Here is a 13,962-nt window from a genome sequence, read left to right on the forward strand (position 1 = left end):
CCTCCGCCTGCTCCGGACGTGGACGAGTACGCCGGCGGCCAGCGTCACGGGTCGGGCGAGCCCGCCACCGGCTCATGCCGTGCGGGCGGCGCGCACCACCATCACGTCCGGCAGGTCGTGGACGATCTGCGACCAGGTCGCCCCCGCGTCGTGCGAGGCCCAGACCGAGCCGTTGCGCGCCCCGACGTACAGCCCGGCGGGGTCGTGGTCGTCGGCGCACATCGCGTCGCGCATGACCGCGACGTAGAACGGTTCGGGGAGGCCGTGGTCGAGCGGCTCCCACGTCCCGCCGGCGTCCCGTGAGCGCCAGACCCTCGCCTTCCCCTCGGGTGGATACCGGCTCTCACCCGCGCCGATCGGGAAGGTGAAGATCGTGTCGGGCTCGTGCGGGTGCACGACCATCGCGAAGCCGAAGTCGGTCGGCAGCCCCTCGGCGATCGAGGTCCAGGTGAGCCCTTCGTCGTCGGAGCGGTAGACCCCACCGTGGTTCTGCAGGTAGAGCCGCTGCGGTGCGGCAGGGTGCCGGGCCACCTTGTGGACGCACTGTCCGAACTCGGGGAACTGCTGCCCCTCGGGCAGGAAGACCGCCCGGATCCCCTGGTTGCGCGCCTCCCAACTCTTGCCGCCGTCCCGGGTCTGATAGACGCCGCCAGTGGAGATCGCCGCGGTCACCGAGTCGGGGTCGGTCGGGTGCGGCAGGATCGTGTGGAACGCCTGCCCGCCGAAGCCGGCGTTCCACTGCGGCCGGTGGGGGTGCTCCCACAGCCCCCGCTCGAGCGCGAAGCTGCGGCCGGCGTCGGTCGAGCGGAAGATCGCACCGGGCTCGGTCCCGGCCCAGATCGTGCCGGGGAGCGGCCCCGGCTGGAGCTGCCAGATCCGGGAGACGCTCTCGTCGACGTCCTCGGGGAACTTCACCGACGCCTCGCTCCAGGTCTTCCCGCCGTCCTCGGAGGCCCGCACGAGTGGCCCGAGCCAGAGGGAGGAGGCCCCGACGAGCAAACGGCCGGTGCCCGGCTCGACCATCGCGGAGTAGATCTCCTCCATGTCGTGGTGCGGACCGCTGAAGGCCCACTCCTCCCGGGCGTCGTCCGACGTCCCGATCCACAGCCCCTTGCGCGTCCCGACCAACAGCACCGTAGCCATGCCTCCACGATGAACCTGCGGCACGGAAATGGCGACCCTTCACGGGCAAAAGCGCACGGGGCCGCCCCTCATCCGGCCAGCGGGTTCGGGACGACGAGCTCCGGGAAGAGCCCGAAGTCGCGTGCCGCGCTGAGCAGCTCGGTCACCTCATGGCCCAAGCAGATCGCCGCGATCCGCGTGTCGTGGATCTTGCCGCCCACCACGCCCGGCCGCGAGGCGAGCGCTGCGAGCCTGGCCCGGATCGCCGACCGAGCGCCGATCAGCCGGGCGCATCGCCTGGCACGGCGCTCCGGATACTGCGGTCGGCTGGCCATTACCCCTAGCCTTTCAGGCATGGACACCGGACAGGTGAGCTGGGAGAAGTACGCCGCGGTCCTCTTCGACCTCGACGGCGTCATCACGCCGACAGCGGTGGTGCACATGCGGGCGTGGGCGGAGATGTTCAACGACTACCTCCATGACAGGGCGCCCGAGCAGGCGCCCTACACCGACGCCGACTACTACGCCTACGTCGACGGCAAGCCACGCTACGACGGCGTGCGGGACTTCCTCGCCTCGCGCGGCCTCACGCTGCCGGAGGGCACGCCCGACGACCCGCCGGAGGCCGAGACCGTCTGCGGGCTCGGCAACCGGAAGAACGACGCCTTCAACGAGGTCCTGGCCCGCGACGGCGTGGCGGCCTACCCCGGCTCGGTCGCCTTCCTCGACCACCTGCGCGGCCTCGGGACCCCGCTCGGCGTGGTCTCGTCGTCGGCGAACGCGCCGAGCGTGCTCGCCTCGGCGGGACTGGTCGACCGGTTCCGGACGATCGTGAGCGGCGCGGTCGCCACGGAGCACCGGCTGGCCGGGAAGCCCGCGCCGGACACCTTCCTCTTCGCCGCCGAGCAGCTCGGCGCGGCTGCTGCCGACGCGGTCGTCCTCGAGGACGCCGTCTCCGGCGTCCGCGCGGGCGCCGCCGGCGGCTTCGGCCTCGTGGTCGGGGTCGACCGCGGCGCCGGCCGCGAGGCCCTCGCCGCCGCCGGCGCCACGCTCGTCGTCAGCGACCTCGCCGAGCTCGTCCCCGGAGGTGCGCGATGAAGACCGGCGTCGGCCCCGACCCGCTCGACCGGGCCCGTTTCCCGATCGACCCCTGGCGCCTCGTCGAGCGCAGCTACTCCCCCGACGACCTGGGGCTGACCGAGACGCTCTTCTCGGTCGCCAACGGCTACCTCGGCATGCGTGCGACGCCCGAGGAGGGGCGTCCGGCGTACGCCCACGGGACCTTCATCAACGGCTTCCACGAGACCTGGCCGATCCGGCACGCCGAGGCGGCGTACGGCTTCGCGGAGACCGGTCAGACGATCGTCAACGCGCCGGACGCGAAGGTCATGAAGATCTACGTCGACGACGAGCCGCTCACGTTCGGCACCGCCGACCTGGAGGACTACGAGCGGGTGCTCGACTTCCGCGACGGGGTCCTCAAGCGCAACCTCATCTGGCGGACGCCGTCCGGCAAGCGGGTCTGCATCCGCTCGACCCGCATGGTGTCGATGACCCAGCGCCACCTCGCGATCATGACGCTCGAGGTCACGATGCTCACCGGCAGCGCACCCGTGGTGATCTCGTCGCAGATCCTCAACCGCCAGGACGGGAAGGACGAATACCACGTCGCGAAGGAGTCGCTCGGCCACGGCGCCGCCGACCCGCGGAAGGCGGCGGCGTTCGAGGACCGCGTCCTGCTCCCCCGGCTGAGCTACGCCGCCGAGGACCGGATGGCGCTCGGCTACCAGTGCGCGCGCTCGGGGATGACGATCGCGGTCGCGGCCGACCACGACATCCGGACGCCCGATCCGGTCGACACCGTCCTGCGGTCCGAGGACGACGTGACCAAGATGGTCTTCCGGGTCGACGCCACGGAGGGCAACACCCTGCGACTGGAGAAGGTCGTCGCCTACCACACCTCCCGCGGCGTTCCGGCCCGTGAGCTCTCCGACCGCTGCGACCGCACCCTCGACCGGGTCCGCCGGCTCGGTCTCGAGCACTTCGTCGAGGACCAGAAGGCCTGGTACGCCGACTTCTGGGCGCGCGCGGACGTCGACGTGTGCGGCCCGGGGACCGAGCTCCAGGCGGTCCAGCAGGCGATCCGGTTCAACCTCTTCTCCCTCGCCCAGGCGACGGCCCGCACCGACGGCCTCGGCGTGCCGGCGAAGGGGGTCACGGGCTCCGGCTACGAGGGGCACTACTTCTGGGACACCGAGGTCTACGTCGTCCCGTTCCTGTGCCACACGCAGCCCGACATCGCCCGCAACGTGCTCCACTTCCGCTCTGTGATGCTCCCCGCCGCGCGCCGGCGCGCGGCGCAGATGGCGTCGAACGGCGCGATGTACCCCTGGCGCACCATCAACGGCGAGGAGGCCTCGGCCTACTACGCCGCCGGCACCGCGCAGATGCACATCGACGCGGACATCTGCTACGCGCTGATGAAGTACGTGTACGCCGTCGGCGACATCGGGTTCCTGATCCGCGAGGGCATCGACATCCTCGTGGAGACCGCCCGGATGTGGGCCGACCTCGGCTTCTGGCGCCACAACGGCAAGCCGTCGTTCCACATCCACGGGGTGACCGGGCCGGACGAGTACACCACCGTCGTCAACAACAACCTGTTCACCAACGTGATGGCGCGCTACAACCTCGAGAAGGCCGCGCAGGCCGTCACGCGGATCCAGCGCGACCACCCGCGTGAGTACGAGCAGGTTGCCGGGCGGCTGCGGCTCGACGCGGACGAGGTCGCCGAGTGGGAGCGCTGCGCCGAGGGGATGCACATCCCCTTCGACGAGGGCCTCGGCATCCACCCGCAGGACGACCTCTTCCTCTCCCGGGAGGTGTGGGACCTCTCCCGCACCCCGGCCTCGCTGCGGCCGCTGATGCTGCACTACCACCCGCTGGTGATCTATCGCTTCCAGGTCCTCAAGCAGGCCGACGTCGTGCTCGCGCTCTTCCTCCAGGGCGACCGGTTCACGCTCGAGCAGAAGCGTGCCGACTTCGAGTACTACGACCCCATCACCACCGGCGACTCGACCCTCTCGGCGGTGGTCCAGGCGATCATCGCCGCCGAGGTCGGCTACCACGAGGTCGCGCTGCGCTACTTCCACGACGCCCTCTATGTCGACCTGGACAACCTGCACGGCAACACCGTCGACGGCCTCCACATCGCCTCGACGGGGGGCGTGTGGAGCGCACTCGTCTACGGCTTCGGCGGGCTCCGCGACCACTCCGACGGGCTCTACTTCGACCCGCGGCTGCCCGAGACCTGGGACTCGATGTGCTTCCGCACCGCCTGGCGTGGCTCTCGGATCAGGGTGCTGCTCACCCGCGACGAGGTGTCCTTCACCGTCGAGACCGAGGGGGCGACCCCCGAGGTGCCGCTCACGGTCCGCGGGACGCCGTACACCGTCTCGAAGGGCGCGCCGCTCGTCGTCCCGCTGCCCGACCAGGGCCCGCGCATCGAAGGCCAGCTCGGCGAGCGGCCGATCGTCGGCGGCACGCGGCCCGACGGCAGCACCATCACCGCGCAGGTGCCGGCGGCGATCGAGCCCGAGGACTACGAGCAGGAGCATGCCCACGCCGTCCCCGCCTTCGGCCCCGAGCCTCCCACCCGGCGCGAAGAGACCGCGGGGCCTGTGCCCGAGGCGGGCGGGCCTCGATGACTGCCCACTCGTGCATCACACCTGATGCAGATATGATGCGGACATGCGAACCACCACAGACCTGCCGCCGGCGGTCCACCGCCGCGTGCGTGAGATCGCCAAGGAGCGTCATCAGTCCCTGTCCGCCGTCGTCGCCGACCTCACCACCCGTGGGCTCGCTGCTCTGGGCGAGCCGACGAAGGTGACCACCGATCCGGTGAGTGGACTGCCGGCGATCACGGTGGGGCAGCGGATCACCGCCGACGACGTGGCCGACGCGCTGGATGACGAGTGACCGACACCTACCTGCTCGATGCGAACGCGCTCATCTCACTCACGATCACTGATCACGAGCACCACGATCGTGCTGCGGCATGGGCAGCGAGCGTCGCACGGATCGCGCTGTGCCCCATCGTGGAAGGCGCACTCGTCCGGTTCCTCGTCCGTCTCGGAGAGCACAGGGCGACAGCAGTGACGGTCCTCTCCGACATGTATGCCTCGACGCGCTGTGAGTTCTGGGCTGATTCCCTGACCTACACGGCCGCCGACCTCGGACACGTGGTGGGACATCGCCAGGTCACGGACGCCTACCTCGCCGCGCTGGCCGCAGAGCGCGGAGCGCGGCTGGCCACCTTCGACCAGGCGTTGGCAGCGGCGCTCCCCCAGCACGTCGACCTCATCCCCTAGCAGCCCGCCTCAGACCCCTCGCCGCGCTCCGCGCGGGCGAGGGCTGAGCGCCCCGTCGCCACCCCTACAGTGTGGTGGTGAGTCCCGCCCTGCCCGTGCGTCGACGCGGGGCCTCGCCGGTTCTCCTGGTGCTGGTGGGCATCTGCTCGGTGCAGCTCGGCGCGGGGATCGCGAAGAGCCTCTTCGACGAGGTCTCTCCCACGACGATCGTCTGGCTGCGGCTGCTCTCCTCCTGCGTCGTGCTGCTGGCGTGGGTGCGGCCGTCGCTGCGCGGTCGAACCCGGCGTGACTGGCTGGTCGTCGTGGGCTTCGGGGCCTCGCTCGGCCTGATGAACTGGGCCATCTACCAGTCGTTCTCGCGCATCCCGCTCGGCATCGCGGTGACGCTCGAGTTCGCCGGTCCGCTCACGCTCGCGATCGCGGGCTCGCGCCGTCCCCGCGACCTGCTGTGGGTGCTGCTCGCCGGTCTCGGCGTCCTGGCCCTCGGGCTCGAGCCGGGCACGGTCACCTGGGCGGGGGTCGGGTTCGCCATCCTCGCGGGAGCCGCCTGGTCGTCGTACATCCTGCTTAGCCGCGCCACGGGCGCCCGCTGGGCCGGGCTCGACGGGCTGGCCGTCGCCTCCCTGGTGGCGGTCCTCGGGCTCAGCCCCGTCACCCTCGCGTACGCCGGCGGGCCGGACGCCCCACGGGCCTGGCTGCTCGGGGCGCTGGTGGGCGTGCTCAGCTCGGTCATCCCCTACAGCTGCGAGCTCGTCGCCCTGCGGTCGCTACCGCCGGCGACCTTCGGGATCCTCATGTCGCTCGAGCCCGCCGCCGCGGCGCTGGCCGGCCTGGTCGTGGTCGGCGAGCGCCTGAGCGCCGTTCAGTGGCTCGCGGTGCTGTGCGTCGTGGCGGCGAGCGTGGGCGCGACCCGGACCTCCTCCGCGCCGCGACCCGTGGACTGAGCCGCCTGCCGCCGGCGATGAGACGTCATTCACACAACGGTCACCTGCGCGTGACCCGCCGCCGGCCGGCACCGGCCTAAGGTCGTCCCGTCCCCACCCGGCCCCCACCCCGGAGTTGCGCGATGCTCGCTCTCGTCCACTGGTTCTGGCACTGGCCCGTCGAGTCGCAACAGCGGGCGCGCCACAACGCGTTGCTGGCCAACACGGCGCTCGTCGCGCGCCGACACGAGCGTGAGGAGGTCCAGCGGTTCCTCCACGAGCTGGGATCGGGCAGAATCGGCGCGTGACACTCCCGCGCGCCGTGGTCGAGTCGACCGTCGCCTTCCGCGACGTGATGTCCGACGACGGCACCCTGCTGCGCGCGTGGACCAACGACCCCGACGGCGTGATCGACGGCCCCACCGTCCTGCTCTGCAACGGGCTCGGCACCTCGCCGTGGAACTGGCCGGCCCTGCTCCACACCGACTGCGGTGTCCGGGTCGTCTCCTGGCACCACCGCGGGACCTCAGGCTCCGACCGCCCGCTCGATCCCGAGCAGGTCGGTCTCGACCAGTTCGTCGAGGACGCGCTCTCCGTGATGGACCACTTCGGCCTCGAGCGGCCCGTCGTCATGGGCTGGTCGGTCGGCGTGGCCACGATGTTCGAGCTGGCGGCCGCCCATCCCGAGCGGGTCGGCGGGCTCTTCGCCGTGGCCGGCGTCCCGGGCGACACCTTCTCGACGACGCTGGGCCCGCTGCGGATGCCGCGTCCGGCGGCCCGCGCGGTCACGCTCACCGCGTCACGCGTCCTGCGCGTCGCCGGTCGGCTCCTGACTCCGCTCGCCGCGCGCCTCGAGGTCGGCCCGCGCCTGATCGACGTGCTCGCTCACACCGGCCTCATGTTCAAGGTCCCCGACCCCGAGCTTGCCGCGCTGGCGCTGCAGGAGTTCCTCTCGACCCCGGTCGAGTGGTACTTCCACCTCGCCGTCCGCACCTCCCACCACAGCCGCGTCTCGCTGCGGCGGATCAAGGTGCCGTGCCTCTTCGTCGCCGGCACGTGGGACGTGCTCGCCGGCGCTCGCCACATGGCCGCGGCCGCCCAGCAGGTCCGCGACGGGACCTACGTCGAGATCCGCGGATCCCACTTCGTCCAGATGGAGCAGCCCGACCTGGTCCACCAGCTGCTGGTCGACTTCCTCCGCCGCGTCGACGTGCTGCGCTCCGTCAGCCGCTGACCCGTCCGTCAGCCGCCGACCGACCCCTCGGCCGGCCCACCGATCCGCCCGACGACGGTGGCGCGCCGGGCGGCCCGACGCAGGGTCGTGAGGACGGCCGGCCCCAGGACGACGGTCGCGATCGCGGTCGTCACCGCCCGACCGGTGTCCCAGCTCCCGGTCGAGGTGAGGACCGTGTAGCGCAGGAACGTCACGATGTTGTCGCCCAACGAGGCGGTGGGGTCGAACGAGAGGTTCCCGGTGTGGCCGGGCACGGCGACACCGGTCAGCAGCGGCCAGCCCTGCAGGTTGAGCAGCAGGCCGTAGGCGTAGGACGCGAGCACGCCGTACGCCGCCAGCGCGGCGATCTCGGCACGACCCCCGAGCCGGCGCGGGAGCAGGCCCGCGCCGAGGCCGACCCAGCCGGCGACGAGCATCTGGTAGGGCAGCCACGGCCCGACCCCGGCCGTGGTGAGCGCCGAGGCGAACATCGACGTGCAGCCCAGCACGAACCCGAAGCCGGCCCCGAACACCCGCCCGGCGAGCACCAGCAGGAAGAAGACCAGCTCGACGCCGGCGGTGCCGGCGGAGATCCCGCGCAGCACCGCCTCGATCGCGCTCAGCACTCCGAGGACGGCCAGCACCCGCGGGTCGAGCCCGCCCTGACCCAGCTCCGCGAGCACGACCGCGATCATGACGGGCAGCAGGGCGAGGAAGATGAACGGCGGCTGCACCCGGTCGCCGTGCACGAGCAGGGGCCACATCAGCATCAGCAGGCCGCCCACCGACGCGGCGGCGAGCACCACCGCCGACCACGGCGACACGCGTACGGCGCGCACTCAGACCACGCCCCGACGGTCGCGCGCGGCGGCGACGACCTCCTCGACCCGGAGCCACCCGGGGCCGAAGACCTTGCTCACCTGGGGCGCGAACGCCGGGGACTCAGCGACCACGCGGCGGACGTCCCCGGCGGAGACGACCTCTCCCTCGGCGAGGACGACGACGTCGTCGGCGACCCGGGCGGTGAACTCGACGTCGTGGGTGGCGACCAGGACCGCGTGCCCGGCCCCGGCCAGGTCGCGCAGGATGCCGGCGAGCGCCGCCTTGGCGGCGTAGTCGAGGCCGCGGGTCGGCTCGTCGAGGAGCACCACGGGCGGGTCGGAGGCCAGGACGAGGGCGAGCGCGAGGGCGAGCCGCTGTCCCTCCGACAGGTCACGCGGGTGGCGGTCGTCGGGGATGCCGGGGACCAGCCGGTCGAGGATCTCCCGGGTCCGCGGCCCGCCGGCGGCGCACTCCTCCCCCACCGTCTCGAGGTAGAGCAGGTCGGCGGCGGTCTGCGGCAGCAGCCCGACCAGCGCCCTGCGTCCCGCGGCGTCCAGGCGGGCGGGGTCACGGCCGTCGACGACGAGCTCGCCCGCGACCCGTCCGCGGGTGCCCTGCAGCGTCCAGAGCAGCGTCGACTTGCCGGCGCCGTTGCGGCCCATCAGGGCGGTCACGCGACCGGCGGCAAGGGCCACGTCGACCTCCCGGAGCACGACCCGCTTGCCGTGCTGCACCGTCAGGCCACGGGCCGTGAGCGCCGACCGCGGCTCGCGCCCCGGGGCGTCGGCGCACGGCGCCGAGGCCTGCTGGGAGGACGCGCCCAGCCCGAGGCTGCGGGCCTGCCGCCGCGCATCGCGGACGGTGAGCGGCAGCGGGTCCCAGCCAAGGACGCGGCCCAGCTCCACCAGCGGGGGTACGACGGGCGATGACCGCAGCAGCTCGGCGGGCTCCCCCACCCGGACCCGGCCGTCGCCGGCGAGCAGCGCCATCCGGTCGGCGAAGGGGACCACGCGCTCCAGCCGGTGCTCGGCCAGGACGACACAGGCGCCGAGGTCGTGGACGAGCCGGGTGATGGTCGCCAGGACGTCCTCGGCGGCGGTCGGGTCGAGCGCGGAGGTGGGCTCGTCGAGGACGAGCACGCGCGGGTGCATCGTGAGGACCGACCCGAGGGCGACCCGCTGCTGCTGGCCGCCGGAGAGCGTCCGCAGCGCTCGGTGGCGCAGGTCCGCGATGCCGAGCAGGTCGAGCGTCTCCTCGACCCGGCGCCGCATCGTCGCAGGCGGGAGGCCGAGCTGCTCCATGCCGTAGGCGAGCTCCTCCTCGACCGTGTCGGTCACGAAGCCGGCGGCCGGGTCCTGGCCGACGTACCCGATCGTCGCCGCGCGCTCGCGCGGGGGCCGGTGGAGGATCGAGACGCCGTCGAGCAGCAGGTCACCGGTGAGCGTGCCGCCGGAGAACCGCGGGACGAGCCCGCTCAAGACGCCGAGCAGCGTCGACTTGCCGGACCCGGTCGACCCGGAGACGAGCAGCAGCTCGCCCTCCTCGACGGTGAGGTCGACATCGTCGAGGACCGGGGTCGCGCCGTCGTGGGCGAAGGTCACGCCGCGCAGCTCGATCATGCCGCCTCCTCGAGGAGGTCCCGCGCGCCGACGTCGGGCTCGAGCACCGCCGGCTCCGGCGCGGCGAGCGCCGGAACGGCGGCCACGAGCACGCCGACCAGCGCGAGCAGGCTGACCGTGGGCGACGTCGAGAGGTCGGGGAAGGCGACGCGGACGTCATGGTGGCCGACCCACCAGCCGACGGCACCGGCGGCCACCCCGGCGGCGACCACCGTCAGCTCCGGCCAGCGCCAGGGATCGGGTCGATAGACGGTGCGTCCCACCCGACGACCGGCGAGCGCGAGCCCCGTGACGGCGGCTGCGAGGCCGCCCACCACCATCACCGGGGCGAGCCAGTCCGGCGTGGTCGGGTCGAGGACGGCGTACACCCCGGCGGCGAGGCCGACGAGTCCGACGAGCATCAGCGCCGACGTCGTACGCCGGGCGCGGGCGGACAGCGTGCCGGACCGGCCGTAGCCGCGGGTGTCCATCCCGGCGGCCAGCGCGAGCGAGCGCTCGAGCGCGTCCTCGAGCACCGGCACGAGGAAGCGCCGGAGCCGGCCCACCCGGCGGGTGTCCCCGGCGCGGAGCGCCTGCGCCGCCCGGACCCGGCGGACCGAGTCGGCGAGCTGCGGCAGCACCGTCACGGCCACGACGAGCGCCGTCCCCACCTCGTAGAGCGCCGGCGGCACCGAGCGCAGCAGGCGCTTCGGGTTGGCGAGCGCGTTCACCGCTCCGAGGCAGATGATGATCGCGGCGAGTCGCAGGCCGTCGTACAAGCCGGCCAGGAGGGCCTCCCGCGTCACCGGACCGAGGAGCCGGATGCCCAGGACCCAGCCGGGCAGCGGCACGGCCGGCAGGTCGAGCAGGACGTGTCCGGGCACCCCACCGAGGAGGACCCGGAAGAGCACCCGGATCACGACGATGACGGCGCCCACCGCGAGGTAGAGCCGGAAGGCCCCCGCCCACGGCTGGTCCGAGCGGCGGGCGGCGACCACGAGGCCGGCCACCGCGATCAGGCCGAGCAGGAGCCACGGGTTGATCGTCGAGGAGGCGTACGCCGCCAGCCCGATGCCCCAGATCCACCACGCGACCGGGTGGAGGTCTCGCGGCAGCCGGGCGGCCGACCAGCCCGCCCGCACCGATGCCAGCGTCGGCGCAGAGGTCACGGCCGACGCCTCCGGGCGAACGCCACCCCTCCGGCGCCGCCCAGGATCACCACGACCACCACCGGCGCCACCCAGCCCGGGAGGCTGCCGCCCGAGTCGTCGGCGCTGTCGTCAGCGCTGTCGTCAGCGCTGTCGTCGGGGCTGTCGTCGCTCGGGGTCGCCGTGTCGGAGGCCTCGGGGCCGTTCGGACTGCCCGCGATCCCGGCGAGCCGGGTGGCCGGGGTGCCGTCGTCACGGCCGTCGACCCAGGTGAACGCGACCGCGCCACCGTCGGGAACGGTGAGGCCACCGGCTGCCAGCGAGGCGTAGGTCCACGGCGTGCTGCCGTCCGACCACCACAGCGACCAGTACGCATCGGCGGGCGGGACCTGCGCGCAGGAGGCGTCCGCCGGGCGGTCATCGACCCGACAGACGAAGTCGGGCGAGGAGCTCACCGGCCTCAGCTCGTGGCCGACGTCGGCGAAGATCCGTGCGGCGGTGCGCCCGCCGCCAGAGGCGTCGCAGCTCACCTCGGTCCGGCCGCCGAGCGATCCGGGCTCGAGGACGACCGTGACGCCGTGGCCATGCTGACAGGCGCCCGCCGGGTCGGCGAGGGCCGGCCGCTCGGGCGCGGACGCCGCCGCTCCTCCGACCGCGAACGCCGTCGGGAGGAGGAGCGCGGCGACCGCCGTGCCGAACAGCCTCATGCCGGCCTCACCTCAGCAGGTCTCCTGTGGGGCGGCGTGGACCGGCAGCCACCGCAGCACCGGCAGCGCCTGGGCGGTCGCGAGCCGGATCTGCCCCTCGGTCTTCACCGTGATGCCCTTCGCCCTCGTCTGAGCGAGCGAGCTGTCGTCGTACGCGATCGCGCCGGCGGCCTTCCCGGCGTCGCAGCCGAGCTGGTGCTGCGCGACCCAGGTCGCCGCCTTGCCGGCTGCCTCGGTCTCCCCGACGGTGCCGAGCGCCCAGCCGGCCATACCGGTCGTGTTCGCGTTGGCGACCTTCGGCTGGGCCGACGAGAACGACCCGTTGGCCGCCTGCTGCTTCTCCAGCCAGGCCACGGCCTTGTCGCGCGCGGCGGTGACGTCGTCGTCGGCGTCCTCCAGCGACGCGAGGGCGAGGACGGCGAACGCGGTGGCGTCGGGGTCCGGGGTGGCCTTCGGGTCGCCGTCGCAGGTCTGGTCGGCGGCCTTCGGGTCGGCGGTGAACGTCACCCGGAACCAGCCGGCGGAGCACTGCTGCTCGAGCAGGAAGTCGGTCGCCTCGTCCGCGTCGGAGCTGCCGGCCGCGGCGAGCGCCTGGACGGCGTAGCTCTGCCCGATCACGTTCGCGTAGTCGGTGGCCTTCTTGTCCTTGGGATCCAGCTGGTCGGCGATCCGCCCCTTGCTCGGGCCGCTCGTCGTGACCGTGCGCTCGAGCGTGGCGACCAGCCCGTCGGTGTCGGCGTCGGCGTCCTGCCCGAGGACGAGCGCCTTCGCCGCCGAGCCCGCGGAGGTCAGCGTGCCGTATCCGGGGGCGACGTACGCCTTGAGGTTGGCGGCGACGGCCTTCGCCACCGCTCGGACGTCCTCGTCGTGCCCCGACACGGTGTGGAGCCCGAACGCGATGTCGGCGGAGAGGCTGTAGTCGTCGAACTTGTACTGCCGGTTGTGCGCCACTCCCCCGTCGAGCTGACCGGCGAGCCACGTGGCGGCGCGCTGCTGCGCGCTCAGGTCGTACGACGCCGACGTGCTGCTGCTCGGCGTGCTCGAGTCCGTGCCGGCCGAGCCGGAGGAGTCGTCGGAGGAGCCGCATCCGGCGAGCGCGACGAGCGCGCCCGCGACGACGAGGACCGGCAGCTTCTTCATGGTGTCCTTCCCGCCGCGACAGCGGGAGGCCCGAGGGCGACCCGCAGCATTCCTCGGCAGCGTGGTGGTCGACGCGTCGCGGCAGGTGCTCCGGCTCGCCGCTGCGCGGGGCAGACGGCCTACGGTTGCGGGTCAGCGCCGGACTTCGACCGGCTTCCCCCGCCACGGGCGTGGTGGTTGTTGAGTTGCGGGCCGAATCCTAGTCCCCTCGGGGCCCGGTTCCCGCATCGGTCCCACGCGGAGCGGACCGCTTCCAGCGGTCACGCCGGAGGCCGATCATCGTCCCGAGCCCGACGAGCCCGACGTGGACGGCCGCAGCCCCCAGGCCGAGGACGACCCACGCCCAGACGGCTCCCCCGGAGGCAGTCACGAACCAACCGCCCAGCGCCGCGATGAGGCCCCCGGCGGCCACCAGCCCCCAGGGTGACTCGGGGCCGGTGTCGCCGGGGTCGCCGTCGCCACGTGCGGTGGTGGGTGCGGGGGCGTCATCGGAAGAGGCCATGCCCGGATCCTTCCGCGTCCATGGACCGCGGAAACCTCCATCGAGTCGGCGTACATGTACGCCGACTCGACGTCAGGCGAGCTTCTCGAGGATCAGCTCGCGGACGCGCGCGGCGTCGGCCTGGCCGCGCATCTCCTTCATGATCTGCCCGATGAGCGCCCCGGCGGCCTGGACCTTGCCGTCGCGGATCTTCGCGGCGATGTCGGGGTTGGCCTCGATCGCCCTGTCGACCGCGGCGCCGAGCGCGCCGTCGTCGGAGACGAGCGCGAGCCCGCGCTTCTCGATCACCTCGGTCGGGGTGCCCTCGCCGGCGAGCATGCCCTCGAAGACCTGGCGGGCCAGCTTGTCGTTGAGCGTCCCGGCGTCGACGAGCTTCTGGACCTCCGCGACCTCCGCCGGACCGACCGGGAGCTC

15 protein-coding genes and 1 pseudogene are annotated in these 13,962 nt (G+C 73.2%); 7 read left to right on the top strand and 9 right to left on the bottom strand.

The features are described from left to right. Positions 1-72 precede the first annotated feature (72 nt). On the bottom strand, positions 73-1,143 hold the full coding sequence (locus tag AB3X52_RS02840; RefSeq protein ID WP_367991261.1) for a WD40/YVTN/BNR-like repeat-containing protein: 1,071 nt from the start codon (positions 1,141-1,143) through the stop codon (positions 73-75). A 68-nt stretch (positions 1,144-1,211) separates the two neighbouring features. Further along, positions 1,212-1,457 carry a hypothetical protein gene (locus AB3X52_RS02845; RefSeq protein ID WP_367991262.1) on the bottom strand — a complete coding sequence of 82 codons (246 nt, stop codon included), beginning with the start codon at positions 1,455-1,457 and terminating at the stop codon, positions 1,212-1,214. Between the two features lie 19 nt (positions 1,458-1,476). Between AB3X52_RS02845 and AB3X52_RS02850 the strand changes: the two genes are divergently transcribed. The 7 genes from AB3X52_RS02850 to AB3X52_RS02880 all read left to right on the top strand — a co-directional run bounded on the left by AB3X52_RS02850 (position 1,477) and on the right by AB3X52_RS02880 (position 7,652). Then, complete coding sequence (locus AB3X52_RS02850; RefSeq protein ID WP_367991263.1) at positions 1,477-2,220, top strand: HAD family hydrolase; 744 nt, start codon at positions 1,477-1,479, stop codon at positions 2,218-2,220. After that, on the top strand, positions 2,217-4,829 hold the full coding sequence (locus AB3X52_RS02855; RefSeq protein ID WP_367991264.1) for a glycoside hydrolase family 65 protein: 2,613 nt from the start codon (positions 2,217-2,219) through the stop codon (positions 4,827-4,829). The genes AB3X52_RS02850 and AB3X52_RS02855 overlap by 4 nt, the downstream gene beginning before the upstream one ends. 43 nt (positions 4,830-4,872) lie before the next feature. Then, the gene (locus AB3X52_RS02860; protein WP_367991265.1) at positions 4,873-5,103 is read left to right on the top strand and encodes a hypothetical protein; all 231 of its coding nucleotides are present in this window, start codon (positions 4,873-4,875) and stop codon (positions 5,101-5,103) included. Next, a complete protein-coding gene (locus AB3X52_RS02865) occupies positions 5,100-5,495 on the top strand; it encodes a TA system VapC family ribonuclease toxin (protein WP_367991266.1) in 396 nt (131 codons plus the stop codon). The genes AB3X52_RS02860 and AB3X52_RS02865 overlap by 4 nt, the downstream gene beginning before the upstream one ends. A gap of 77 nt (positions 5,496-5,572) precedes the next feature. Then, entirely contained in the window at positions 5,573-6,439 is an 867-nt protein-coding gene (locus tag AB3X52_RS02870; protein WP_367991267.1) for an EamA family transporter, read from the top strand. A gap of 122 nt (positions 6,440-6,561) precedes the next feature. After that, a complete protein-coding gene (locus AB3X52_RS02875; protein WP_367991268.1) occupies positions 6,562-6,726 on the top strand; it encodes a hypothetical protein in 165 nt (54 codons plus the stop codon). Then, the gene (locus AB3X52_RS02880; protein ID WP_367991269.1) at positions 6,723-7,652 is read left to right on the top strand and encodes an alpha/beta fold hydrolase; all 930 of its coding nucleotides are present in this window, start codon (positions 6,723-6,725) and stop codon (positions 7,650-7,652) included. The genes AB3X52_RS02875 and AB3X52_RS02880 overlap by 4 nt, the downstream gene beginning before the upstream one ends. Positions 7,653-7,660: 8 nt before the next feature. Here the strand turns inward: AB3X52_RS02880 and AB3X52_RS02885 are convergent, their stop codons facing one another. The 7 genes and pseudogenes from AB3X52_RS02885 to AB3X52_RS02915 all read right to left on the bottom strand — a co-directional run. Next, positions 7,661-8,470, bottom strand: a complete 810-nt coding sequence (locus tag AB3X52_RS02885; protein WP_367991270.1) for an ECF transporter S component — start codon at positions 8,468-8,470, stop codon at positions 7,661-7,663. Further along, a complete protein-coding gene (locus AB3X52_RS02890) occupies positions 8,471-10,072 on the bottom strand; it encodes an ABC transporter ATP-binding protein (protein ID WP_367991271.1) in 1,602 nt (533 codons plus the stop codon). After that, positions 10,069-11,220, bottom strand: a complete 1,152-nt coding sequence (locus AB3X52_RS02895; RefSeq protein ID WP_367991272.1) for an energy-coupling factor transporter transmembrane component T family protein — start codon at positions 11,218-11,220, stop codon at positions 10,069-10,071. The genes AB3X52_RS02890 and AB3X52_RS02895 overlap by 4 nt, the downstream gene beginning before the upstream one ends. Then, positions 11,217-11,906, bottom strand: coding sequence for a hypothetical protein (locus tag AB3X52_RS02900; protein ID WP_367991273.1), 690 nt, complete (start codon positions 11,904-11,906; stop codon positions 11,217-11,219). The genes AB3X52_RS02895 and AB3X52_RS02900 overlap by 4 nt, the downstream gene beginning before the upstream one ends. Positions 11,907-11,918: 12 nt before the next feature. Beyond that, positions 11,919-13,046: a prenyltransferase/squalene oxidase repeat-containing protein gene (locus tag AB3X52_RS02905; protein WP_367991274.1), complete on the bottom strand. Its 1,128-nt coding sequence runs from the start codon at positions 13,044-13,046 to the stop codon at positions 11,919-11,921. Between the two features lie 199 nt (positions 13,047-13,245). Beyond that, complete coding sequence (locus tag AB3X52_RS02910; protein ID WP_367991275.1) at positions 13,246-13,548, bottom strand: hypothetical protein; 303 nt, start codon at positions 13,546-13,548, stop codon at positions 13,246-13,248. A gap of 72 nt (positions 13,549-13,620) precedes the next feature. Then, a pseudogene (locus tag AB3X52_RS02915) lies at positions 13,621-13,962 on the bottom strand (Asp-tRNA(Asn)/Glu-tRNA(Gln) amidotransferase subunit GatB); the annotation flags it as partial.

The organism is Nocardioides eburneus, assembly GCF_040838215.1.
GTDB classification, from domain to species: domain Bacteria; phylum Actinomycetota; class Actinomycetes; order Propionibacteriales; family Nocardioidaceae; genus Nocardioides; species Nocardioides eburneus.

What these genes read in the sequence shown, in the direction of transcription:
- AB3X52_RS02840 (WP_367991261.1), bottom strand. Translation starts at nt 1,143, where the DNA reads ATGGCTACGGTGCTGTTGGTCGGGACGCGCAAGGGGCTGTGGATCGGG.
- AB3X52_RS02845 (WP_367991262.1), bottom strand. Translation starts at nt 1,457, where the DNA reads ATGGCCAGCCGACCGCAGTATCCGGAGCGCCGTGCCAGGCGATGCGCC.
- AB3X52_RS02850 (WP_367991263.1), top strand. Translation starts at nt 1,477, where the DNA reads ATGGACACCGGACAGGTGAGCTGGGAGAAGTACGCCGCGGTCCTCTTC.
- AB3X52_RS02855 (WP_367991264.1), top strand. Translation starts at nt 2,217, where the DNA reads ATGAAGACCGGCGTCGGCCCCGACCCGCTCGACCGGGCCCGTTTCCCG.
- AB3X52_RS02860 (WP_367991265.1), top strand. Translation starts at nt 4,873, where the DNA reads ATGCGAACCACCACAGACCTGCCGCCGGCGGTCCACCGCCGCGTGCGT.
- AB3X52_RS02875 (WP_367991268.1), top strand. Translation starts at nt 6,562, where the DNA reads ATGCTCGCTCTCGTCCACTGGTTCTGGCACTGGCCCGTCGAGTCGCAA.
- AB3X52_RS02890 (WP_367991271.1), bottom strand. Translation starts at nt 10,072, where the DNA reads ATGATCGAGCTGCGCGGCGTGACCTTCGCCCACGACGGCGCGACCCCG.
- AB3X52_RS02900 (WP_367991273.1), bottom strand. Translation starts at nt 11,906, where the DNA reads ATGAGGCTGTTCGGCACGGCGGTCGCCGCGCTCCTCCTCCCGACGGCG.
- AB3X52_RS02905 (WP_367991274.1), bottom strand. Translation starts at nt 13,046, where the DNA reads ATGAAGAAGCTGCCGGTCCTCGTCGTCGCGGGCGCGCTCGTCGCGCTC.
- AB3X52_RS02910 (WP_367991275.1), bottom strand. Translation starts at nt 13,548, where the DNA reads ATGGCCTCTTCCGATGACGCCCCCGCACCCACCACCGCACGTGGCGAC.